At 42.9% G+C, this 24,922-nt stretch carries 15 protein-coding genes; 1 reads left to right on the top strand and 14 read right to left on the bottom strand.

Annotation, left to right across the window (positions count from 1 at the left end):
- Positions 1 to 25: 25 nt before the first annotated feature.
- The 4 genes from FD735_RS02800 to FD735_RS02785 all read right to left on the bottom strand — a co-directional run bounded on the left by FD735_RS02800 (position 26) and on the right by FD735_RS02785 (position 5,045).
- Positions 26 to 1,129, bottom strand: a complete 1,104-nt coding sequence (locus FD735_RS02800; protein ID WP_176553051.1) for an FAD-binding oxidoreductase — start codon at positions 1,127 to 1,129, stop codon at positions 26 to 28.
- Positions 1,130 to 1,145: 16 nt separating this feature from the next.
- The gene (locus tag FD735_RS02795) at positions 1,146 to 1,943 is read right to left on the bottom strand and encodes a Nif3-like dinuclear metal center hexameric protein (protein WP_125422211.1); all 798 of its coding nucleotides are present in this window, start codon (positions 1,941 to 1,943) and stop codon (positions 1,146 to 1,148) included.
- Entirely contained in the window at positions 1,930 to 2,607 is a 678-nt protein-coding gene (locus FD735_RS02790) for a tRNA (adenine(22)-N(1))-methyltransferase TrmK (RefSeq protein WP_139658407.1), read from the bottom strand. Before FD735_RS02790 ends, FD735_RS02795 begins: the two co-directional genes overlap by 14 nt.
- A gap of 101 nt (positions 2,608 to 2,708) precedes the next feature.
- The gene (locus FD735_RS02785) at positions 2,709 to 5,045 is read right to left on the bottom strand and encodes a cation-translocating P-type ATPase (protein WP_139658406.1); all 2,337 of its coding nucleotides are present in this window, start codon (positions 5,043 to 5,045) and stop codon (positions 2,709 to 2,711) included.
- 132 nt (positions 5,046 to 5,177) lie between these two features.
- On the opposite strand from FD735_RS02785, the gene FD735_RS02780 reads away from it, so the two are divergent.
- Positions 5,178 to 5,927, top strand: coding sequence for a 1-acyl-sn-glycerol-3-phosphate acyltransferase (locus FD735_RS02780; protein WP_000500178.1), 750 nt, complete (start codon positions 5,178 to 5,180; stop codon positions 5,925 to 5,927).
- 42 nt (positions 5,928 to 5,969) lie between these two features.
- Here FD735_RS02780 and FD735_RS02775 read toward each other — a convergent pair whose 3' ends face one another.
- The 10 genes from FD735_RS02775 to FD735_RS02730 all read right to left on the bottom strand — a co-directional run bounded on the left by FD735_RS02775 (position 5,970) and on the right by FD735_RS02730 (position 24,901).
- Positions 5,970 to 6,662 (bottom strand): alpha/beta hydrolase-fold protein, encoded by a 693-nt coding sequence (locus FD735_RS02775; protein ID WP_000175783.1) that lies wholly within the window; start codon positions 6,660 to 6,662, stop codon positions 5,970 to 5,972.
- Entirely contained in the window at positions 6,643 to 7,653 is a 1,011-nt protein-coding gene (locus tag FD735_RS02770; RefSeq protein WP_000753262.1) for an ABC transporter substrate-binding protein, read from the bottom strand. The genes FD735_RS02775 and FD735_RS02770 overlap by 20 nt, the downstream gene beginning before the upstream one ends.
- Positions 7,654 to 7,672: 19 nt before the next feature.
- Entirely contained in the window at positions 7,673 to 8,428 is a 756-nt protein-coding gene (locus FD735_RS02765; RefSeq protein WP_000364117.1) for an ABC transporter ATP-binding protein, read from the bottom strand.
- A gap of 1 nt (position 8,429) precedes the next feature.
- Complete coding sequence (locus FD735_RS02760; protein ID WP_139658405.1) at positions 8,430 to 9,476, bottom strand: iron ABC transporter permease; 1,047 nt, start codon at positions 9,474 to 9,476, stop codon at positions 8,430 to 8,432.
- 565 nt (positions 9,477 to 10,041) lie between these two features.
- Positions 10,042 to 10,311, bottom strand: a complete 270-nt coding sequence (gene rpsO, locus FD735_RS02755) for a 30S ribosomal protein S15 (RefSeq protein WP_001018251.1) — start codon at positions 10,309 to 10,311, stop codon at positions 10,042 to 10,044.
- A gap of 293 nt (positions 10,312 to 10,604) precedes the next feature.
- Positions 10,605 to 11,297 carry a phosphoglycerate mutase gene (locus tag FD735_RS02750; RefSeq protein WP_000240130.1) on the bottom strand — a complete coding sequence of 231 codons (693 nt, stop codon included), beginning with the start codon at positions 11,295 to 11,297 and terminating at the stop codon, positions 10,605 to 10,607.
- Between the two features lie 315 nt (positions 11,298 to 11,612).
- The gene (locus tag FD735_RS02745) at positions 11,613 to 11,993 is read right to left on the bottom strand and encodes a hypothetical protein (protein ID WP_044020432.1); all 381 of its coding nucleotides are present in this window, start codon (positions 11,991 to 11,993) and stop codon (positions 11,613 to 11,615) included.
- Between the two features lie 151 nt (positions 11,994 to 12,144).
- Entirely contained in the window at positions 12,145 to 17,631 is a 5,487-nt protein-coding gene (locus FD735_RS02740; protein WP_139658404.1) for a ZmpA/ZmpB/ZmpC family metallo-endopeptidase, read from the bottom strand.
- A gap of 232 nt (positions 17,632 to 17,863) precedes the next feature.
- Positions 17,864 to 18,244, bottom strand: a complete 381-nt coding sequence (locus tag FD735_RS02735; protein WP_000849881.1) for a hypothetical protein — start codon at positions 18,242 to 18,244, stop codon at positions 17,864 to 17,866.
- A gap of 231 nt (positions 18,245 to 18,475) precedes the next feature.
- Entirely contained in the window at positions 18,476 to 24,901 is a 6,426-nt protein-coding gene (locus FD735_RS02730) for a ZmpA/ZmpB/ZmpC family metallo-endopeptidase (RefSeq protein ID WP_255296291.1), read from the bottom strand.
- Positions 24,902 to 24,922 lie beyond the last annotated feature (21 nt).

The raw sequence follows: 24,922 nt of genomic DNA, 5'->3' as shown, positions 1-24,922 counted from the left end.
ACCTGCTAAAATTTCAGTAAAATACTTATTCGCTTTTTACTCGTTTGACATAGTTTGCAATTGGATAGTTTACTGGGTCCAAGGTCAACTCCTTGTCTTGGACCAGCTGGGCTAGATGGTAACCGATAATCGGACCAGTTGTGAGGCCTGATGAACCTAGTCCACTAGCCGCATAGACACCTGCCAATCCTGGTACCTGCCCAAAGAAAGGGGAGAAATCACTGGTATAGGCACGAATTCCCACACGCTCACCCGATGATTTCGCTTCTGCCAAGGCTGGATAGTGAGGCAAGGCCGCCTCCTCCATTTGTTGGAGCAAGGTTTCATCTACCGTCAAATCAAATCCCATATCATTTTCATGAGTAGCGCCTAAGGACAATTTCCCACCTGCTAAAGGGATCAAATCCCACTCCCCCTCTGGCATGACAACAGGGTAAGATTCCATGTCTTGGATAAGTTGATAATCTCGGAGTTGCCCTTTCTGAGGACGAACATCCACATCATAACCCAAGGGTTCTAATATGTACCCCAGCCAAGCTCCCGTCACCAAAATAACCTGATCAAACACCTCTTCATCAATCTGGTAACCTGATGCTAAAGGTGTCAGACTCACTTTTTCTTTGACCAGCTTGACTTGACTGGCTTCTAGCAGACGAGTCACTAAGAGTTGGCCATCTACTCTCGCCCCACCAGAAGCATAGAGCAGGTGGTCGAATCCCTGCAAGCCAGGGAATAATTCATTCGCAGACGTTTGGTCTAAAATGGCTAACTGACCTATCAAGGGAGATTCTTCTCTGCGCTGGAGAGCTAGTTCATAGAGTTCTTCCAACTTGGATTCATCCTTTTTCAAGAGAAAAACTCCCGAACGCTGGTAAAAGTCTATTTCCTGACCTGACTTTTCTAAATCGTCCAATAAATCCACATAAAAGTCAGCCCCCAAGCGCGCCATCTTATACCAGGCTTTATTGCGACGTTTGGAAAACCAAGGACTGATAATTCCCGCTGCTGCCTTGGTTGCCTGACCTTGGCCATGGTCAAAAACAGTCACCTCTAAATCTGCTTCTTTGGAGAGGTAGTAGGCAGCTGTCGCCCCCACAATCCCTGCTCCGATAATGGCAACTTTTTTCATTGTCTTCACTTTCTAACTAGATATGGTGGAAAGGATTGGTCGATGCTTGGCTAGGTATGATATCAATGGTCCAATCCTTTTCTGCCTTCCATTGATTAAGGAGGTCAGCAATTTTTTCGACAAAAAGAATTTCGATATAGTGGCCCGGGTCCAGCGCCAACAAGCCATCAGACAGCATATCCTGAGCTGTGTGGTAATAGATATCGCCAGTGATATAGACATCTGCTCCCTTAGCTAAAGCATCCTTATAGAAAGATTGACCACTACCGCCACAGATAGCCACTATTGAAATGGGCTTCTGCAAATCACTCTCTTGATAATGAACCATTCGAAGACTATCTAGATCAAAGACTTGCTTGACATGCTGGGCCAATTCCCCAAAGGTCTGAGGCTGAATATTTCCAATACGACCAATCCCACGTTCTGGACCTGTCTCCTGCAGATAGATTGTTTCCTCAATACCTAGCATCTGGCAGAACCAGTCATTGAGACCATTCTCTACAATGTCGATATTAGTATGACTGACATAAACGGCAATGTCATGCTTGATCAGGTCGATGTAAATCTGATTTTGCGGACGGCTGGCTACCAAGTCCTTGATGGGACGAAAGATTGGCGCGTGCTTAACGATAATCAAATCCACACCCTTTTCAATAGACTCTGCCACCGTGTCTTCACGAATATCGAGGGCAACCATAACCCTTTGGATCTCCTTGTCTAGAGTACCGATTTGCAGGCCACGACTGTCACCCTCCATTGAAAATTCCTGAGGGCAAAAGGCTTCATAAGCCCTGATTACTTCACTTGCTAGCATGGAGCACCTCCTTGATGGCTTGAATTTTATCTACTAAAACTTGACGTTCCTCCAGATTTTTTTCTGGGATTTGGCTAAGAGCAAATTCTAGCTTAACCGCTTCTTTTTGCCATTTTTGGACAAAGATTGGGCTGACTTCTTTGGACAAGAAGGGGCCAAAGCGAACATCACTGGTTGATAGCTTCATTTGTCCCGCTTCCACCACCAATATCTCATAGAACTTACCAGCTTCTTCTAGAATGCTTTCTGCTACAATCTGAAAATCGTGGTCTTGCAACCAGATACGCAAGTCGTCTTCACGATTATTAGGCTGTAGGATTAAACGTTGCACATTGCCAAGCTTGTCCAAGCCTTCTTCTAGTATGGTCGCAATCAAACGGCCACCCATACCAGCAATGGTGATAATAGAGACTTGGTCAGCCTCTTCAAATGCCGCTAAGCCATTGGCTAAACGGACTTGGATTTTCTCCTTTAGACCGTGAGCCTCAACATTTTTAACCGCAGACTGGTAAGGACCTTCCACCACTTCCCCTGCAATGGCGCTTTTGATTTGGCCTCTCTCAACTAACTCGATGGGCAGATAAGCATGGTCACTTCCCACATCTAGTAAAACGGCCCCCTGTGGCACAAAGGACGCCACCAATTCTAATCTCTTTGAAATCATCTTCTCTCACTTTCCAAAACTCTATTACCTCTTATTATACCATATTTCAGCTAGCAATCTTGCACCTAAAAAGACCGCAATCCACAGATTGCAGCCTTTCTTTATTTTCTGGCTTGGTAACGACTGGTTAGAATGAAAATCACCGTAAAGACCAGTATCATGGCCCCATAAACAGGCAACGTTTGTCCTGTAAGTGTCGAAATTTCAAGCAGTTTCTGGATTCTTGGGAAGAGAGCTGTGGCTAGGAAACCACCTACTGACCAGACAATCAAGAGGACACGCCAGAGGGTAAATGGCATGCAGGCTCTAAATACAGATAAGAAACCGATAGACCCAAGGAGATAATAGAGGAGGGTTGAGATTTCTAACTCAGACCAACCTTGACTCGCTCCAAAAATTTTCACAAAGAGAACGCTGAACACGACCATGAGTGCGCTTGGTAGAGCGCGAAGCATGGATCTTCTGAGGAAGTTTGGCTCAACAGGTTTGATATTTCGCTCAAAAGTCAGAACGAATGGTGGGAACCCTTCCACGAATTGGTCGATCATGGTAATCTGGATCGGAATGAAGGGGAAAATCAAGATCCACTCAGACCGTCCTAGAAGAGCACTGGCGATACAGATGACTGCGAGCAGGAAGGAATAGATGGTCTTTATCAAGAAAATCGGTGCAATATGGGCAATGTTATTGACCACACGACGACCTTCAAAGAGAATCTCAGGAACATCATTAAAGTCTGAGTTCAAGAGAACCAAATTGGCAATCTGACGCGTCGCCGGATCTCCCTCAGCCATCACGATAGAACAATCCGCCTCACGAAGGGCCAGGATATCATTGACTCCGTCCCCTGTCATCGCTGTTGTATGACCCGCTTTTTTCAGGGTTTGAATCAGTAGTTTCTTTTGATGAGGAGAAACACGTCCGAAAATCGCAGTCTCCTCCGCCATGGCAACCAATTCCTCATCTGTGATTTTTGAGCAATCAACATAGCTTTGATAGTCTGCAAATCCAGCTTTCTGGGCAATGCTGGATACAGTGACCGGATTATCCCCAGAAATGATTTTGAGCCCCACTTCCTGAGAACGGAGATAGTCTAGCGTCTCTGCTGCTCCCTCTCGAATCGGATCCAAGATCTCCAGCAGTGCCAAGGCTTGAATATCAGATGGTTTTTGTGGCTTGTGATGATTTAGTTTTTCATGACTGAGTGCCAAGACCAAGACACGTGACCCTCTCTCTAGAGCCTCTCTGGCTTCTGGTACTTCAGAGTCCAACAACATCTCAGGCGCCCCTAAGAAAACTGTCCCTAGCCCTTCCAACTCCATAGCTCCCCACTTGCGGTCGCTAGAGAAAGGAAGATTCGAAAGCATAGGGTAGGCAACCTTTCCTTGGAAACGCTGGCGAATAGCCTGGGCTGTTGGATTTTTATCCTCACTGTGAGCTATGTAGCTGGTCAAAATGCCGGCAATAGCCTCTTCACCATAAGTTTCCGTCAGAGGAAGAACAGCCTCCACCTGCATCTTTCCTTGGGTGATGGTGCCCGTCTTGTCCAGACAGAGCATATCCACGCGCGCCAAGGTCTCAACAGAGTACATCTCCTGCACTAAAACCTTTTTCAAGCCCAGCTTAATCACCGCAGTCAAGAGCGAAGTAATGGTCAAAAGGGCAATTCCCTTGGGCAACATACCCAAAAGGGCTGTCGACGAATTTACAACGGATGACTTGAGGGGCAAACCTTTTAACATCAAGGCTTCTAGCAAGAGAGCAAGACCAAAGGGAATGATAATCTTCCCCGTAAAACCAGCTAGCTTGTCTAGCGATTTCATGATACGGGAATTGATCGGTTTCACAGTCTTAGCTTCCAGCATGAGTTTGGCAGAATAGTTTTCTGCCCCGACATGGTGAACTTGAGCCAAAACTGCGCCACTGGCTAGGAAACTCCCTGATAAAAGCAAGGCATCCACTTCCTTTTGTACTAAATCACTCTCCCCCGTCAACATGGCTTCATTGACTTCCGCAAATCCTTCTAAAACCCGCGCATCACTAGGAATCTGCTCTCCAGCAGACAAACGAATGACATCTCCTAGGACCAATTCTTCCGGATCGAGAGCAACTTCTTGACCATCACGAATGGTTTTGACCTTTTCCTTAGTCATGAGATTGAGCTTGTCCACCATGTGTTTGGCCCGTAGCTCAGTCACAATCCCAGAAAAAGCGTTAAAGCAGATAACGGCAAAGAAAACCAGATTGCTCCAAGCCTGCACAAAGGCCAGCGCTAGGGCAATAACAAAGTTTAATGCGTTAAAAAGTGTAAAAACATTTCGTTTGATGATTTGCCAAGTACTGGTACTGGCTGAAGCGGTAAAGTCATTGACCAAACCTTGAGCCTGTCTTTCCTTGACTTCTCTTTGGGTTAATCCCATAATCTTATTTTTATCCATAAATTCTATCATATCATTTTTTTTAAAAGAATTCTAATCCCATCTAAAACTGTTGGCTGATAACTGAAAAAGTTTGCCAGCAGTCTTTTGATAAGGTATAATAATAAAAGCAATACAATCGAAGGAGATCTCATGTTTTATACTTATTTGCGTGGACTAGTCATGCTGATCTTGTGGTCCATCAATGGCAATGCCCACTATCACAATACTGATAAAATCCCTAGCCGAGACGAAAACTATATCCTCGTCGCACCTCACCGTACCTGGTGGGATCCTGTTTACATGGCCTTTGCGACCAAGCCAAAACAGTTCATCTTTATGGCCAAAAAAGAGCTGTTTAACAACCGTATCTTTGGCTGGTGGATCCGTATGTGTGGCGCCTTTCCTATCGACCGAGAAAAACCTAATGCCTCTGCCATCAAGTACCCTATCAACGTCCTCAAAAAAAGCGACCGCTCTCTCATCATGTTTCCAAGTGGGAGCCGTCACTCAAATGATGTCAAGGGTGGAGTAGCCTTGATTGCTAAAATGGCTAAGGTTCGTATCATGCCGGTTACCTACACCGGTCCCATGACCTTGAAAGGCTTGATTAGCCGTGAACGTGTGGATATGAACTTTGGAAATCCTATCGATATCTCAGACATTAAGAAAATGAATGATGAAGGGATTGAAATGGTTGCAGACCGTATCCAAGCAGAATTCCAACGTTTGGACGAAGAAACCAAGCAATGGCACAATGATCAAAAACCAAACCCACTCTGGTGGTTTGTCCGCATCCCTGCCCTTATCCTTGCAGTGTTTGTTGGTATCCTAACGATTATCTTTAGCTTTATCGCAAGCTTTATCTGGAATCCAGATAAGAAGAGAGAGACTCTTGGTTAAAAAATACAATTATCCCTTAGCTTTTGCCAAGGGATATTTCTTTTATTCGATTTTCCATTTTTGGGACAACCAGTTGGAAAAGGCTAGAAATCGCTCAGCCACTTGCTCATGATGCCCATAAGGATCAAAAACAAACTGCCCAGTCAGATAACGTTTCTGAAGACTGGTATGGATCTGCTCAGCATAGGCTGGTGCTTGACCCAAGCGATTGGTATGATGGGCTCCTTCTGTTTGGCCATTCTGTAAATACAGCAAACAATCTAAATTTTTCACCTTTTCTTCCCTGCAATAAGTCGTAAAATCAGGGTACCAAAAGGAACCACAGATAGAGAAGATACAGGAGACCTTATCAAAATGGAAAAGACTGTATACAGCCGCCAAACCACCTAGTGAGTAACCCCCATAAGCAAGGCGATTTTTGTCCAGACGATAAAGCGACTGCAGCTTGTCTAAAAGACTACCAAATAAATGATCATGATAGGCATTTGCCTGACCCCCAAAATCCAGAGCCCCATCTCTCAGAGCAGATGCCTTCCATGGAGTGTAGTCATCTAGGCGATTTTTAGAGGTCAAGCCCACTAAAATCACAGATTCTGAAAGGGAAGATAGAAAATCCAAGTTTCCATCATTCAAGAGAACAGCTGGATAGGTTTGGTTGGGATCATAAGTCGAAGGAAGGCTGACCTTGACTTGGATCCCTTCCCAGTCAAACTCATTATTTATTGATAAAGTCATTGATTTTCTCAAGGGAATCAATCACTGCTGGACCATAGTCCATTAACTCATCGTAAGAAATGGTCATGATTTTTTGATTCTTAATAGCAGGAACATTTTCCAAAACTTCATTTGCCTTCATCAACTCTACTGCGTTAGCATCCAATTTTTTATTGCGGTCGCTGGTTACATAGATAATCAACTCAGGATCCATTGACACGAGATTTTCCAAGGTCAAACCTGATGTTCCCGTTGCAACGTTGGTATAACCAAGTTGATTTAGAAGGCTCTCTTGCAAAGCAGACTTGTAAGCACCGAAGGTTTCGTCATTATAAGCAACCATAATCAAAGCCTTTTTCTTTTCACCTTGGCTTGTTGGATTTGCTTTCTTAACAGCGTCAATTTTAGCTTGTAATTGGGCTGCGTATTCATTGGCCTTGTCCTGAACATTGAAAATCATTCCAAGATTTTTGACATCTTCTACGATATTTCCTAAATCTTGCTGAATCGTTGAGAGAGAAGCTTTTTGCGTATAGACTGGGATTTTGTTTTCATTCCAAGTGCTAACTGTTCCCAAGGATTTTTCTGAAAACATCATGTTTCGACCCATCACCGCATCTGGCTCATAAGAAAGGACTGTCTCTTGAGAGACTGTTTTTTTATCACCGATTTGAGGAATGGTCGCAATCGCGTCCTTGTATTTGTCTGTTACAGCATTGTCAGGGTTGAGCATGCCAGCAATTTTATCCTTCAAGCCTAACTCCAATAAGATTTCAGTTGTTGAAAGATTGTTGGTGATAACTTTTTCAGGTGCCTTGTCAAAGACTTGTTCGACTTCATTTCCCTTAACATCATAGGTTTTAACCGTTAACGGATAAGTCGTCTCTGTGCTGGCCTTTTGACTTGTTTCTGTGCTAGACTGTGTGGTAGCTTTTTCTGTAGTAGTATTGCCACAAGCTGCCATAGTTAGGGTAGCTACTGTTACGAGTAAAATGCTTAGTGTTTTTTTCATCTTGTTTTCCTTTTCATTCTTATAAATAGTGAATCATAGCTTGCTGATCCTCGGTCCAAGTAACCTGACTTTGAACTCCGTATACAGTTTGCAATGACTCAGGGGTGATGGTCTCCTTTGGAGTTCCTTGGTAAAGGATTTCTCCCTCTTTCATCAGATAGAGATAATCCGAATAGCGACAAGCAAGTTGAATATCATGTAGGACAGCTAGAACATTGACCTTGAGATTCTTCACAATGGCCAACAAGTCTAACTGGTACTTGATATCCAGGTGATTGGTAGGTTCATCCAGGAGCAAGAGAGTCGGTTCTTGCGCCAAGGCGCGTGCTAATAAGACTCGCTGTTTCTCCCCACCTGAAAGAGACGAATAGAGACGAGTTTTCTTCTCAAGCATATCCACCTTGACGAGAGCATCTTGAACGAGGGCATAATCCCTTTCCTTTTCCTTCTGTAAAAAAGAGAGGTGGGGAGTTCTTCCCAGCAAGACGATTTCCTCAACTGTACAATCAAACTGCAATTGATTAAACTGGGTAACAACTGCCATCTGCTTAGCCGTTTCTTTGAGTGACCAATGCTCCAGTGGCTTTCCATCTAGTCTTATCAAACCTTTGTCCGCCTTTTCCTGACGATAGAGGAGTTTAAGCAGACTGGTTTTCCCACTTCCATTTGGCCCTAATATCGTGTGAAATTGATGCCCCTCAACCTTAAGAGAAACTCCTTTGAGGATTTTTTTCTCTCCTAGTCCAAAGTGGACATCCTGACAAATCAAGTCCATATCAGGCCCTCACCTCCCTTCGCCTTCCTCCAACAATGTAGATAAAGAAGGGAGCACCTACTAAGGCTGTGAAAATGCCAATCGGCAACTCAGCGTTTGGAATGATGATACGAGAGAGTACATCTGCCCAGATGACAAAGAGGGCACCCAGTAAGGTCGCAACGGGAAAAAGCCTCTTGTAATTCGTTCCTACTAACCCTCGAGCTAAATGTGGAGTAATCAGACCGACAAATCCAATAATCCCACAGGTTGCCACTAAGACAGCTGTCAGCACAGCCACCATTGTTACATAAAGATACCAATAAAAGCGTAAAGGAATCCCTAAAGTTAAAGCAGTCTCATCTCCCATCATCATCGCATTAAAAACACGATACTGGGTAGCGAAAAATAGAAAGGCCATTCCTACTACTATAGTTGGCAAGACTAAGTCAGACCAGGAAGTCCCAGCAAGCGAGCCCATGGTCCAAAACTTAATGGTCATCACACTGTCCGCATTAGCGCCAACTGAGATAATAAAGTTGGAAAATGCCAGAAAGAGAGCATTGACCACCGTTCCTGATAAGATCAGACTAGAAGTCGTCATCCTGCCCTGCATAGAGGCAATGATAAGGACAGCAATTGTTGCCAAGATAGCTCCAAGAAAAGCTCCAAGGCTAATCACCACTTTTAAACCAAGAATGATGCTCAAAGTTGCACCCAAAGTTGCACCCGCAGAGATTCCTAAGACATAAGGCTCTGCGATGGGGTTGTTCACTGTGGACTGCATCACGCTACCACACATAGAAAGACCAGCCCCTACTATCAGACCTAACAATACTCGGGGGAATCTCATGTTCCATACAATGGCAAGAGTGGACTTGGAAACCTCTCCTATCTCAAGAGGAAAACCCAACCTGCTCAAAATAATCCGATAGGTATCTCCTAGATCAATCGCAACGGATCCCATAGAAACTGCTAGAAAAAGGGAAATCCCTAAAACAGCTAGCAAAATACCTAAAAGTAACACAAATTGCAGGTCCCATCGGCTTCCAGAAAATTTGGAAAGCATGAAAACCTCCTTAGACAAAATTAAAAATTTAGAAAATTCTCATAAAAAGTATACCATATTTCTATTAAATGAACAAGGATAGGGACATATATAGAAAAATCCCTCTGATAACAGAGAGCTGATTTGAACTAGAGCCAGAATCCTAGTGAAAAAGATGAAACTCCTTGTGTTCATCGAACACTGTTTCCTTTCCCTATTTTCATACGGATTTTTAACGCCCTTAGCATCATGATTCTTGCCGGATAAACCGTTTATAGACTAGGCGATGAGCCGAAGATTGTATAAAAATTTTAGTGAAACAAAAAATCTCCCCGAAGGGAGATGATTTGGTTTATTTTACCTTACAGTGCTAGGAACCGTAACCGAAGATAATACTTGAGTATATCGAGGTAAGGTGACAAAAGTAAAAAAGCTACCCAATTTAGAGTAGCTTCATTATCAAGATATGCTCAATTGAACACGGCCTAAGCACTTGGCAAAAAAGATAAAATCTCCTAGAAACTGAAGTTTCTTCGTCAATTTTCCTATTTTTGCTTTGTGCTTTTGACGGCCTTTGTATCTTGAATTAGCGACGAAGTCCTAGAGAGTTGATTAACTCACGGTAACGGTTAACGTCGTTTTTACGCAAGTATGCAAGCAAGTTACGACGGCGACCGATTTTCTTCATCAATCCACGGTAAGTAGCGTGGTCTTTTTTGTGTTGTTTGATGTGTTCGTTAAGGTGGTTGATTTCCCAAGTAAGGACAGCAACTTGAACCTCTACTGAACCTGTATCACCTTCGTGACGTGCATATTGTGCGATGATTTCATTTTTTTTCTCTTTTGAGATTGCCATGATGTTTCTCCTTTTTATTTGGCTTCATCCGAGTGACAGGTTGGCATGCCTGTAACCAAGAAGAAGTTATTTGTCTTTACGACAGTTCTTATTCTACCAAGAAGCAGAGACTTTGTCAACTGATTTACTGTTTAAAACCTTGAATTACTCTACTGATTTCAGGGCTTCGAGCATATCTACTTTTCTTACAATCAAGTCACTCTTTACTATCATTATAAGGCTTTTTCAACTAGTTGAGAACTAGAAGCAAAAAACAAAAAAGCCTAGGAATTCCTAGGCTTTCTGTTTATAAATTATTTTCCAAGGTAGTATTCAGAAACTACGTTCAATTTTTCGTCGAATTCGAATACCAATGGTGGGAAGTTAGGGATTTCCACGTCCATGATTTCGTCATCTGACAAGCGTTTGATGTGTTTTACAAGGGCACGGATTGAGTTACCGTGAGCTCCTACGAATACGTTTTTACCATCTTTAAGTGCTGGAGCGATTTTGTCTTCCCAGAATGGAAGGGCACGTTCCAAAGTCACTTTCAAGTTTTCAGCATCTGGGATAACTGAGTCGTCAAGTGAAGCGTAACGACGGTCAGTGTGTGCTGAATGCTCATCATCACGATCCATGTTTGGAGGCAATACATCGTATGAACGACGCCAGATGTGAACTTGCTCATCACCAAATTGTTCCGCAGCTTCAGCCTTGTTTTTACCAGTCAAACCACCGTAGTGACGTTCGTTCAAGCGCCATGATTTTTCAACTGGAACCCACAATTGGTCAGAAGCTTCAAGAGCTAAGTTTGTTGTTTTGATCGCACGTTTCAATACTGAAGTGTAAGCTTGGTCAAATTCGATACCAGCTTCTTTGATCAATTTACCAGCGTCAATCGCTTGTTGTGTACCTTTTTCAGACAAATCAACATCAGCCCAACCAGTGAAAAGGTTAGCTTTGTTCCATTCAGACTCACCGTGGCGAGCAAAAACCAATTTTACCATTAGATGGATTCTCCTTTTATTTTTCGAGGTTTCCCTCGTTTATCTATTCTATTTTACACAATTTTTCATAAAAAAGCTAGTTAAAATCAACTAAAAAGAGAGAACAGTGTCCTCTCATCTAGTTATTATTATTTCGCGATATTCAATCAAGAAACAATTGCAATTATTTGTTATTTTAAGCATCAATTAAACGATTAGTATTCTTAGTTACATCATGTTTTCTTATAAAAAAAAGTATTTCTCTAACATATTCTTTCGCCAGATAATTCTTTAAATGAAAAAAACAACCCTCCAACGGATTGTTTCACTAAATTATCAGACAAGGCCACGGACTTCTTTTAAAAATTTAGAAAAAGTAACAGCACCTTTAATGATTAGAAATCCTCCTATCCACTCGGTCGCTGAAAGAAAGCCCAGCACGCCACCAATGATAAATAAAATAGATGGCAGCATTCGAAGTTGTTGGTCTTCTTCGAAATAGATTAACATAAAGGTACCTAATGCAATCATCAAAATCTTAAAAAATGTCAGGAGCAGGGAAAAGGCAACCGTGACAACCAGCATTTTTGAAGGATCTTTATAGATGATGGCCCCAGTATAGGATAGCAAAAATCGTAGAACAGGTCCCAAAAGCAAGGTTATACCTGCCAGCATGCCCAGTCTCCAATTGAGTCGAACCAATCTATCTCTCTCCATAAAAACCTCCTTCTCTCGTAGCTATCATTCTACCATATTTGCTCCAGAAACAAAAGACCTTCTCCGTCACAAACAAATCGCCTACCAGCTTTCAGACAGCCGAACATAAAAAGAGAAGATCTGTCGATCCTCCCTTTTCATTTTCCAACCCTTATTTCTTAAAAATAGAGGTTCTGAAGTCGTTTGTTTGGTCAAGATAAGCTTTAAAGATTGCTCTCTTCAACTTATGAACGGCACTGTCATACTCTGGATTATAGTTGCTCCAACGAGGACTTACAGCATCCTTGAGAACAGCTTGATCCATGAGGGCTTGCAATTCACTCACTTGATTGATGGTCTCTGTCGTATAGCTTGGCCATGGTTTTGTCGGATCTTTAAAGGTCACTTGTTTCAAGTTTTCAAACTGATCCACACGTTCTTTATACATGGCTTTCTTAAAGGCAGCCCAAGATGTATACTTGCCTTCAAACACCTTATTCAATACAAGATCATCTGTCACCAATCCGCGTTCTTTACCATAGAGATTGATGGTTTTACCTTTTTGTTTGGCAACTTCTTCGTATTGGTTGGAGATATAAGGTACCATTCCATCCTTAAAGCCTTTGGCAGCCAAAAGTTCGTAAGCGATCCGGCGTCCCATAAGGTCCCCTGGCGTGCCTTTCTCACTGCTGAGAGCAGAAAAGATTGGGGCAAAGAGTTTGATCGTATAGTATCCATTTCGTTCATAGTCACCAGACTGGTACTCACGAGATGACAAGATGTTATGGTCAATCAAACTTTCAAAACTATTCAGGTTTCGAGCCTCTGCTTCTGTCAATTCTTTGACTACGTTAGTGGCATAAACCTCATTTCCATCTGCTGGATCTTTCACATACTTGTTCTCAATCTTTCTGAGAGCCGCCATTTTCTGGTAAACATTCAGTTTGTTAACAATTGACTGCCCTTCGAGATATTCCAGCATGTAGATGAGGTCAAACATGTTATGGACATAGTTCTGAAGATCTGCTGCGTTTTGGAATCTTTCTGTCGGATCCAAGACTTGCAAACGGGAACCACCTGCACTATCTGATTTTGAGTGTCTCAAGATAGAATTGATGGTAAGGGTTGCGTCACTCGGTTGGTCAGGCGCTTGCAATAAGCCTTTTGCAAAGAACTCTGGTCCCAAGCCGCTTCTTCGACCATAGCCGCCAAGGTAAATATCCTGATCCGAATCATGGGTCATCTCATGGGTATATGTAACGGCTCCATCCTTGTCCAGCATACGGTAAGACATATAGTAGACGCCATCCCCTGTAGCGTAGGCTCCATGCTGGTTGTGTACTACCTTATTGCCAACTGGGCCAAAGAAGTTCTTCATGGCTGGATTGGAACTATCAAACTTAGCCTCCACTGTAGCTTTTCCAGAGGTTGTGTCATCGCCAAACTTATAAGCATCATAAAGCAAGATGGTACGATAGAGTTTTTCACGTGACTGTTCATCTAAAATGCGATACCAATAATCGTAGTGATCTCGCTGACGTTTGGCTGTTTCACGCGCATTTTCTTCAACAAAATCATTGAGAGCCTTGCCCGCTTGATACTCGCTATTGCGGTAGCGATCATAAGCTCCAAATCCTAGACTAGACATAGTTGAGATGACAAAGACTGATTTCTCTGGCAAGGTTAAGAGAGGCAAGACCATATTGCGGTATTTCCATGTGGCACTAGTAATGCGGTCATAAACACCGATAGAATACTTGGTGCCAGCTTGTCCTTGCTTCGTTTTCACCTCTTCGATAGTGGATTTTTCTTCGACAATGTAAGCCTTGGTCTCTGATTTAAACCAGTCATTGTTACTTGTATTTGGTAAAAAGACTTTTCGGTAATTTTCTAGCGTGCTAAACAAATCTGTCGTTCCATGATTGTTGGCAAGACTGATGCCATAAGTATCAACATTATTCTTAGCTAGAAGGTTGTTAAAGCCAGATTTACCTAACTCAATCAGAGTATCTAGTGGTGAAGCATTTCCCTTACCAAAGAAGTCCAGGTGGTACAAGACCAAGTCTTTAATATTCACCTGACCATAGCTGAAGTTGTACCAACGCTCCAGATATGTCAAACCAAGTAGCAAGGCTTCTTTGTTGCGCTTGATTTTATCTACAAGATAGCCTATGGTAACTGGGTTGTCACCAGCCAGTCCGGCATCTGCTGACAAGAGTTTCTTCAAACTGTCTTCCAGATGTTGTTTTGTTTTGGCGAACTGGTCTTCTAGATAGAGCTCAGTCTGCTTGACGTTTGGAGAAATACCAAGTGTCTTTCTAATTCCTTCTGAGTGGTAATCAACATTTTGTAAGTCAGGTAAGACTTGCTTGATGATAGAGCTTTGGTCATACAAGAATTGGTTTGGCGTATAGAGAAGACCCGTATTGCCTAAACTATATTCTGCTAATTTGGCAAAATCAGCCTGGTACTTGAGATCGATTTTCTCAGATGAATGGTCCTTGTAGTGAAGCAAGAGTTTGTTTGCAGTCTGTTTGTTTGAAACAATGTCTGTGATGACTTGGTTATCCTTCATCATAACTGCTGACAAGAGTTCTTTTTGATATAAGCTACTGCTTTCTTTTACTAGATTTCCATATTTGACGATGGTTGCCTTATTGTAGAAAGGTAACAATTTTTCAATGTTCTTATAAGCCAAAGCTCGCTTAGCTTGATAATGGGCCACCTTAGAAAAGTCACTGTCTTTTTTGCCACTTGTTGAGAGGGGCTCCACTGTTGGTAGAGTGAGAGGATTGATGGCTGCTTTCTTGCTTTCAATCTGGGAAGCATCTAGCATTGTTCCTCTTTCTTCAAAGGATTCCTTGTTGACGACCTCATCCTTGACTAAGGTGACATTGTAGACTCTGTTTGCCTTGCTGCTGAATGTGTCCTTCACCTTCATTCCATTATAGTGGTAACCGGTAATGGCATTTCCGTTGGTTACATTGACATCGCTGAGAACATTGGTCAAGCTTCCAGCATGCTTTTCTAGATTAGAAGTTCGGTCCCACAAATAGCCTGCTACTCCCGCGACTCTACCAAAGTGCTTGGCATTGTTAATATCGCCTTCAACATAGCTATCTTGGATTTGTGCATCCTGATCTACTAGACCTGCAAGACCCCCCACAGTCTGATCTGAACTATTTGTGTTGGATGAAATGACTACTGTCGCTTTTGACTTGGTAAGTAAAGCCTTGTTTCCTGTAAAATGTCCGACCAGACCACCGATATTGTAGGCAGCAGTCGTTTCATAAGTGTTGATAATTCTTCCCTTGAAACTGCTCTCTGTGATGCTTGATTGCTCAGCCTTTGCCAGCAAACCACCGATACCACGTTCACCGGCGAGAACACCATCAACGTGAACTTGTTTAATCTTTGTGCCATTCTGAGCTTTATATGCTAGTGAACCGATATCATCTTTCCCTGAAATAGAGACATTTTTCAGACTCAATTTTTCTACTGTGGCACTACTCAAGGTTTCGAACAGAGGCTTTTTCAAGTTGTAAATAGCATACTGCTTGCCATCTTTTTCACCGATCAACTGACCAGTAAAGGTGCCCTTGATGTAGGACTTTTCATCAGGACCCAACTCCACTTCGTTGGCGTTCAAGCTAGCTGCTAAATGATAGATTCCAGAAAGATTCTGGTTGATAGCTTTGACGAGGTTGCTAAAGGAAGTAAAGGTTGTCGTTTCCTCTGTAGCCTTCTTAGCTAGGTAGAAGCTGAAATTATCGACATATTTATTTTCTAGCTCTTGCTGGAGTTTCTCAGCCTTGGCTGTGATTTTATAAACTGGCTGCCCATCTTTCGTTTCAGCCGTTATTGAAGCGACTGGTAGATAGACATCTTTAAACAACGAAGATTTAACCTTGACAAAGTAAGTGTCTGGATTACTTGGAACACCGTCTAAAGAAATGTGTTGTTTGTAAGTGCCATTGGTCTGACTATACAACTCCAGATCCGAAACATTTCTTAATTCAAGTGTTTTTTCTGGATCTTTTTCTTTTGGTTTTTCTGTCGGAGCTTCCGGTTTTACTTGCCCGGTATTGCCAGTATATTCTGGAAGAGGAGCGACTTGTTCCGGTTCCACAATGGCTCCTGCTTGAGTGCCTGTATAGGCTGGTGTTTCAGTTGTCTCTGGGGCTACTATTGCACCTGATTGAGTGCCTGTATACTCTGGTTTTTCAGTTGTTTCAGGAGCTACAATCGCTCCTGCTTGAGTTCCTGTATATTCTGGTGTTGGTGGCACCTGTTCAGGCTCTACGATTGCTCCAGACTGCTCGCCTGTATAGGCTGGTTTCTCAGCTGTTTCTGGTTCCACCAAAGCTCCTGACTGGACACCCCCAACCTCTGGCTCAACTTGTTCCGGTTCAACGATGGCACCAGCTTGGGTTCCCTGATACTCAGGTAGCGGAGCGACTTGCTCGGGTTCAACAACTGCTCCTGCTTGGGTGCCTGTATATTCTGGTCTTTCAGCTGTCTCTGGGGCTACAACCGCTCCCGCTTGCTCTCCTGTATATTCTGGTAATGTAGCCTGAGTCTCAGGCTCTCCTTTTTTTGCAGGCTGAGGTGCTTCACTTGCAGCAACTGCCTTCTTAGTCCCTTTCTCTACTATACGTGGCAAGGCTTCTTCTACTTTAGTTGATAGAACTTCCCTAGAAATTTCTTGGTTTTCAACCGTGAAAATGCGAACAAGCTCAATCTTCTTCCCAGCACGACCTTCTTGTTTGACACGAATGGTTCCCTCTGTTAGTTCTGAATTTTCTTGAACCACTTCTGAAAAGCCTAGTTTGGTTACAATTTCTTGGTCCTTGTATAGGAGTTCTGGTTTATTCACGCGACCAGCCAAGACTTCATCCTGAGGATCCACACTAACAAGACCAGACGGTTTTAGATCGGATGAATCTTGAGAAGGGATTGTAGGAGACGGAGCTTTCTGCTCATCTCCTGCCCTTTGTCCACCTTCGTTGGCTTGGAAATGAGGTTGAACCGTGTAGTCAAGTTTCTGATCCCTAGCAGCAGTTTCTTGCTGATTAATCTCTTTGTCTTGCTTAATATAGCCTAGATAAGTATAACCTGATAAGGCACGTGGCAAAGGCAGACTATCTCCTTGGGATAATTGGTATTCCTGATTGTACTGGAGCAAAAGTTGATTTTCAATAGCCTGAACTGAAGAAGCCAAACCACTGCCCATCCCTGTTATCAAGACAACTTTCAAGATAGCTTTCTTTTTGCCTTTCTTTTTCGATACGACAAAAATAAGGAAACCAATCGAAGCCAGAACTCCACCTGATAAAACGCTAGTAAGGCTATTCTGCCCACCTGTATTGGGCAACTGACCCAGCTGGGCTTTCTCATCCATACGGTAGACTAGATAATAGGTGCTCTCACTATCTTCCGCAATTTTAGGAATATCCTTGACAATCAAGTCTTTTTCTTGCCCACTCAGCTCCGTATCCGTCACATATTTGTAGTGAACAGCTACATTTTCTTGGGCAAATACGGTTCCACTACTCGCAATGGACACAAAAAATAGACTTGAAATCGAAGCTGACACAAGTCCAATTGCTAATTTTCGTAAGGAGAAACGATGCTGTTTCTCTCCAAAAAACTTTTTCATTCTATATCCTCTCAACTTTTCAACCTCTATCAAGAAAATAACTAGCATTATATTTTGATATAGGTATTTTACATCCACCATTATACTATAAAAATACTTCCTTGTCTCAAATAAATGCTTTAGATTTTACGAATGTAAAAGCTTATTTATCCTGTAAAATTTATCTGTCGTTGATGACAAAAAGAAGGCTAAGCGCCTTCTCTTATTTGAAAATATTTCTAACAAAAAGTCATTATTCTTGAATCTCGAATTTTTTCAAAAGTCCAAAATAGAGGGATCCACCAATGATTGTCAGAATTCCTCCTACCCATCCCAAGAATGGGATCAATCCAACAGAACCACCTACGATAAACAAAACAGACGGTGCTGGCGTCACACGTTCATCGTCCTTGTAATAGACAATAGACACAATTCCTAAAACCAAGACAGCAATTTTTACCAATGCCAAAATGATTGAAAAAATCGTCAATATACCAACTGTTGCATCAGAGTCCTCCGTCGCCGCAGCAGCCCCAACAGCTATCATAAACATAACAAGAGGTGCCAACAGCAAGACGATACCTGAAATAAGACCAAAAATCGCATTTACGCGAGCAAGTGCTTTTGTTTTCATCCGAATCTCCTTAAAAAAATTTTACAACTATCATTTTATCATATTTTCATGAAAAACAAAAGAAATTTCAAAATGAGGATACTAGATGGTGAATGATTTCAAATTTCTCTCCAGACATTTAGAGTAAGAATTCTGTCATGTATCAATTTATTTGTAGGTTCATTCGTTTTTTGTACTGAGCAAGACGTTTCCCTAAAAAAAGAAGATCACTTGGATCTTCCTTTTTCGTGTCTATCTTTCAAAGATAGACTGTCTGAAGTCGTCTGTGGCACGTAGATAAGCATTGAAAATACGATACTTGAGTTGGGCGACACTGCTCTTAGAGCTGTCTGATAAGGCACGATCAATGTTCTTAGCTGAGGCATCCGCTAGTACTGCTAAGTACATATAATCTTGTAATTCCTCATAAGAAGAAATCGTAATTTGTCGTTTGCTATCTAGTTTTCCTGCTTCAAACTCGATGGTGATAGGGCGAAGGAAGTTTTGAGCCTTGTTGTATCGCTCATTCAACATAGCTTTCTTCAAATCCTTCCATGATTCATACTGACTACCGTAGAGGTTTCTAAGGATTAGATCATCTCCAATTACACCGACATCTCCTCTGTTCCAGATTGAGTAGGTCTTATTACCTTCTTTAAGCGCTTGGCCGGAGTATTGGCCAGATACATATGGGACAAATCCTTGTTGGTAGCCCTTGTCTCCGAGCAATTCATAGGCTCTACGACGGAACATAAGTCCACCAGGTGCACCAGTTGGATTGTCCAGAGCTGCATAGAAGGAAGCAAACATATTGACGATGTAGTAGCCATTTCGTCCAAAGCTAGCGGTATCCCAACCGTCCCGACGTCCAATGATATTATGATCAACCAGAGCATCGACAGATTTTAGTTTGGCTGCTTCTTCAGCTGTTATTGGAACAATGCGATCATCAGCATGGGCTTTCTTACCATAAGACGTATTCTCAAATTTATAATTTTCAGCCTTACGGTACCATTTCATTTTCTGTTGATCAGTTAGGACACCAGTAACAATATCCCCTTCTACATAATCCAGAAGGTTTAGCACATCAAAGACTCCATGCATGTATTCCCGCAAAGCATCTGCTGAGGAGAATCGAGCAACAGGATCATAGGTATGGTAACGAGAGGTCGAATCTTTATCTCCTTGATAGAAACTATTGAGAACGAGACCTTTTTCGCTAACATTGGTTACAGACTCTAACATTCCTGTAGCAAAGCTCTCAGGTCCTTCACCCTCACGACGACCATGTCCTTCAAAATAGATAGAACCATCCGAGTTGTGGGTCATTTCATGGGTATAGACCATGGTTCCAGAAGCTCCCAGCATCTGGTCATAGACGTAGAAGACTTCATAACCATTAGCAAAGGCCCCTAGTCCATTGTCTCCGTGATACTTCCCAGCAGGACCAAAGAAATTGTACATAGCAACAGAGGTCTTATCATTACGCGGAGCCCAATATTGATGGCCTTTATCATTGTAAACAAAGAAACCATCTGTAACGATCACCCGTCTGAATAGAGTGTCTTTCCTGTTTGGACTTAGAATGTTGTACCACATATCATAGTGGTTTCGTTGCCATTCAGCTGATTGATCCACAAGTTTTTCAACATGTCGATGGAGTTCCTCGCCTGAGAGAACTCTGCCACCTTCTTTCCTGTAGCTTCCAAAGCTACCAAAGGCAATGGTCGACATATTGCTGATGATAAAGACATCTCTTTCAGGTAAGGTCAGAAGTTGGAGGACCATTTGCTTGAAGCCCCAATCTCCCTGAGTCAGTCTGTCGTAGACCTTGATTGTATACTTACTCTTACGATCTGCATTGTCCTGCTTAGCCTGAATTTCTGACAGGCTTGAACGAGCCTCTACGATATAAGCCTTGGTATTTTCCTTAAACCATTCACTATTGGTTTTGTGTGGCAAGAAGAGTTCACGCAGACTTTCTAGGTAAGCAAAGAGATCCCCTTTGCCTTTTTCCTTGGCTAGAGATTGTCGGTAAGTATTGAAGTTATTTTGTGCTCGAAGATTGCCCATTCCAGAGTTACCGAGAGCAATGATGGTATCAAGTGTCGAAGCTGCTTGATTGCCGAAGAAATCAAACTTATAGGCATTAAGGTCCTTGGTGTTGAAAGTTCCATAGTTGACATTGTACCAACGATTGAGATAGGTCAGACCAAGCATAAAGGCCTCTTTGTTCTTCAGAATCTTTTGGCTAATCGCATCCGCTACAGCAGGGCCTAGGGTGTTGATCGACTTGTCAACTGAAAGCACCTTGAGGAGTTCCTGACCTAGTTCAGCCTTGGTTTGTTCAAAGGCTTTTTCCAGATAAAGATCATCCAAGGAAGCTGTTTCACCAATTCCAAGGACCTTACGAACAGTAGCTGAGTCATAGGTCACAGCTTTGAGTTCATCCAAGACACTCTCTTTAATGGATTGGTAGTCAGATAGGAAGGCTTCTGGTGTATAGAGTAAATTCTTATCAGCGATGCTATATTCAGCAATCTGGCCATTGGCAAAATCACCCTTGTAGGTCAGATCAAGATAAGCAATGGTCTTATCTGCATAATGCAGCATCAGTCTATTGATTTCACCCTTATGGCTGTTGACATCCGTTATCAGTGTCCCATCTTTCATCGGAACCACATCTAACAGGGCTACTTTGTTGAGTTTATCATCTTCAGCTAATTGGTTGGCTGTATGAACGATGAAGTCTTTGTTGTAGAATGGTAATAGTTTTTCTACATTTTCATAGGCTTGCTTTCTGGACTCCTGAGCTCCCCTCACTCGACTATAGTCTGTCTGATGCTGGTAAGCTTGCTGCAATGGCTCCTGGTCCGTCAAGTTTGAAGTGATTCCAAAGGACTGACGTTTGGCTTGCGCATCGGCCTCTGAAATAGAACGGACAAAACGTTCATCTTTTCGATTTGCTGTAGTTCCTTCAAGAACATAAGAGTCCCGAACAGAAGCCTCAGGATAAGGATCTCCTGTCATGGCATGCCCATTTTGAACTTTGACACCTGTCAAGACATTTCGGACCTGTCCATTGTTCCAAGTAGACCCGATCGCTCCACCGACTTGGCCAGAATGGCCTGAATTTTGGATAGAACCAGACACATAAGAAGTTTCTAATCTAGCTCCATTCTGCAAACGACCGATCAATCCTCCAACACGCTGGTCTCCATTTCGACCCGTTACTTGGATAGATACATCCGCCTGACTCTTCTGCGCCAGTGATTGGTTGCCATGGAAATTACCGACCAGGCCACCAATATTGTACTCCTGCCCCCCATCTTGGGTGCTGGTGATGGACCCTTTAAAGGCAACATTGGTTAGTTTTGTGTTTTGGGCAACTCCTACGAGTCCACCGATATGCTTGTTCCCAGATAGACTACCACTTACAGAAACATCCGTAATCGTTGCATTTTGAGCATTGCTAGCCAAGGACCCTATAGAATCCTTGCCTGTAACTGCAGCCGATTTCAAGGTCAGTTGCTGGATGGTGGCATTTTTCAAGGTTGCAAAGAGTGGTTTTTCCAAGTTGTAGATGGTATAATCTTTTCCATCCACTCGGCTAGTTAGGCTACCTGAAAATTCTTCTGGTACATAGCTTGTCGCAGACTGTTCCAACTGAATCTCATCTGCTGAAACATTCGCTCCTAGTTTGAAGTTTCCAGTCGGGTTTGACTTCATAGCCTCTATGAGCGTTTTGAAGGACGTATAGACTCCTTCTTGACTAAGAGGCGTTTTCGGCAGTTCAAAAGAGTAATCTGGACGATAACGGTCCCCTTCTCCCTCGACGAGTTGATTGGCTGATACTGTTACGGAGTAGGCATTGCCCTTGTCTGTAATCTTAGAAACAGGTAAGAGCATGTCCTTGAACTTGTCTGACTGAATGCGGACATAGTAGTTGTCCAAATCAGACGGCACTTCCGACAGAGATAGGTAACGTCGGTAGTGACTGCCATCTTTACCGTACAGCTCGATGCGATCGATGTCTTTGATTTCAACCTTCTTATAATCTAGCTGAACTGGGCGTTGATCCTCTATACTAGTTTGTTCCCCTTGACCCAGGTCATATTTCATGACAGTTTTGAGGGTATAAGGAGTATAGTAGTCCAAGTCACCAAGTGTCAATTTTTGAGCGAGGTCCACAAGGTCGACTTCCTTAATTAACGTTTCACCCTTGTATAGCTGCACTTTGGCTGATTGATAGCTAGCTGTAGCATCCGTCAAGTGATAGCTAAGAGAAACTTGGCGTTTGTCTTCTCCCTTCTCGACACGGACTAGAGAGAGGGTTGGTTTTCTCTTGACTCCATCCAGAGCTTGACGAGCTGCCTCGAGATCCGTCCGAACTTGATCGACCAAGGCTTGATTGGCGAAAGGATTGTCCAAAACGAGCTTGGCCTGATCTAGAGCACGACGATAGCGGAGTTTGGCTTGTTCATCAGCATACTGGTAAGCAACTGTAGACTGAGTCACATCCTTCATGTCAAATTCAACACCAAGAGTTTTCTTATCAACAGGTTGACCGTCTAGATTATTCTTAGCAGTTTCAAGGGCATTTTTCAAGGAATCAACCTGTTCTTGACTGGCATGAGATGCCTCAAAGAGAGCTTGGGCATTTGCGACTGCCTGTTTATAAGACTCTTGATCTGCAGTGGTATCATTGAAATACTGATGCGTTTTCTGGATGCTATCGGCCTCTTCCACTAATTGGTGCAAGGGTTCGAGGTCGAGGGTTCCTTTTTCTGGTTCCACAGGAGCGTGATCCGCATTTGTAGAAATTGGTTTTGTACCGACTTTGATAATCTGAGGAACTGCTTCTTTTGTGATAGTGTTAGAGATTTCCTCTGTATTTTCGACTTTTCCATCTACTAAATACTGACGAGTCACAATCGTACGCACGCCATCTTGACCAGCTTGGCTAACTTCCCTTTGTCCCAAAGGCAGGTCTGCACTTTCCACTTCCTTAGTTGGATAGGGTTCGGCCACTGTTGTGGTAACGTCCTTTTCTTCAACGTTTAAGCTTGGAACTTCATTTATTGGAGCGTCTGTTGGTTTCTCGCTAACAGGACCTGTTCCAACTGTTACGATTTCTGATACTGCAGGAGTTGTCACTTCGTTAGAGATTTCCTGGCTTCTCTCTACTTTTCCATCTACCATGTACTGACGGGTGACGATTGTACGCACTCCATCTTGACCAGCTTGGGTTATCTTGGTCTGGCCAACTGGCAAGCTATCACTCTCTACTCGTTCTCGAGTGTAGGGTTCTGCTACCGTCGTAGTAACGTCCTTTTCTTCAACGTTTAAGCTTGGAACTTCATTTATTGGAGCGTCTGTTGGTTTCTCGCTAACAGGACCTGTTCCAACTGTTACGATTTCTGATACTGCAGGAGTTGTCACTTCGTTAGAGATTTCCTGGCTTCTCTCTACTTTTCCATCTACCATGTACTGACGGGTGACGATTGTACGCACTCCATCTTGACCAGCTTGGGTTATCTTGGTCTGGCCAACTGGCAAGCTATCACTCTCTACTCGTTCTCGAGTGTAGGGTTCTGCTACCGTCGTGGTAACATCTTTTTCTTCAACTTTTAAGCTTGGAACTTCATTTACAGGAGCATCTGTTGGTTTTTCACTAACGGACTCCTCTGGGCTTGGTTTTGTAGGAGAAAGGACCTTGCTTCCGACTTTTCTAATCTCAGAAGTAGGCTCAGTCGTTACCTGATTGGAAACCTCCTCTGTATGGATCACCTGACCATTTAAAATGTAGCTGCGGGTCACAATGGTACGACTACCATTTTTCCCTGCCTGAATCACCTCAGTTTGACCTTGTGGCAAATCAGCTGCTTCTACTTCCTCTACTTGGAAAGGAATGATCTCTGTACGACTCGTATCTTTACTCTCAACCTTTAACTCTGGTTGTTCAAAGACAGGAGCTTCACTTGGTTTCTGAGCACGATACTCTTCCTGCGCTTGACTTCCGTTTGAAGTTTGAACTGGAGTATCAATAGGAGCCGAATGATTCAACTCTTTCTTGCCATCAAGTGGAGAGTTTACTTCTTTTTGAGATTTCAAATACCCTACATATTGGTAGCCTTCAATCGTAAGTGGGGATTGCAATGTTTCCCCGACCTGTACAGTCAATTCCTGATTATAGTCTGCCAGCATTTGATTTGTCAAAGCCAAGGAAGTTGGCGCGATCAGCTGACTTCCTAGACTGGTCAAGAGCATGAAAGAAGCTAGCTTTTTGCGATCATCTCTGCCCAGTTTAATCGCTACGACCAGTAGTACAATACCTGCCCCCGCTGCAATTGAGCTAATGAGTTGGCTGTGACCAGTTGCAGGTAACTGTCTCGTCGGACGATAAATCAAATAGTAAGTATCATCTGTTTCCTCAGCAAACTGTGGCAATTCTTTGACTACCAATTGCTTCTCTTGGTCCGTGAGCTCACTTTCTGTCACGTACTTATAGTGGATCTGTTTTGTGACGGATGGTGTCTGTTCACTAGCTGCTACATTTGCAAGAGAACCTCCTCCACTAAAAAGGTAGAAAACCCCTACCAGAGCAGAAACTAGACCAACCGAAACTTTTCTCAATGAAAAACGCTGGTGCTTTTCTCCTAAATAACTTCTTTTCATTTCTAATCTTTCCTTCATCAT

The sequence above is a fragment of the Streptococcus sp. 1643 genome (assembly GCF_006228325.1).
GTDB lineage: Bacteria > Bacillota > Bacilli > Lactobacillales > Streptococcaceae > Streptococcus.
This window is presented reverse-complemented; position numbering and strand designations above follow the sequence as displayed.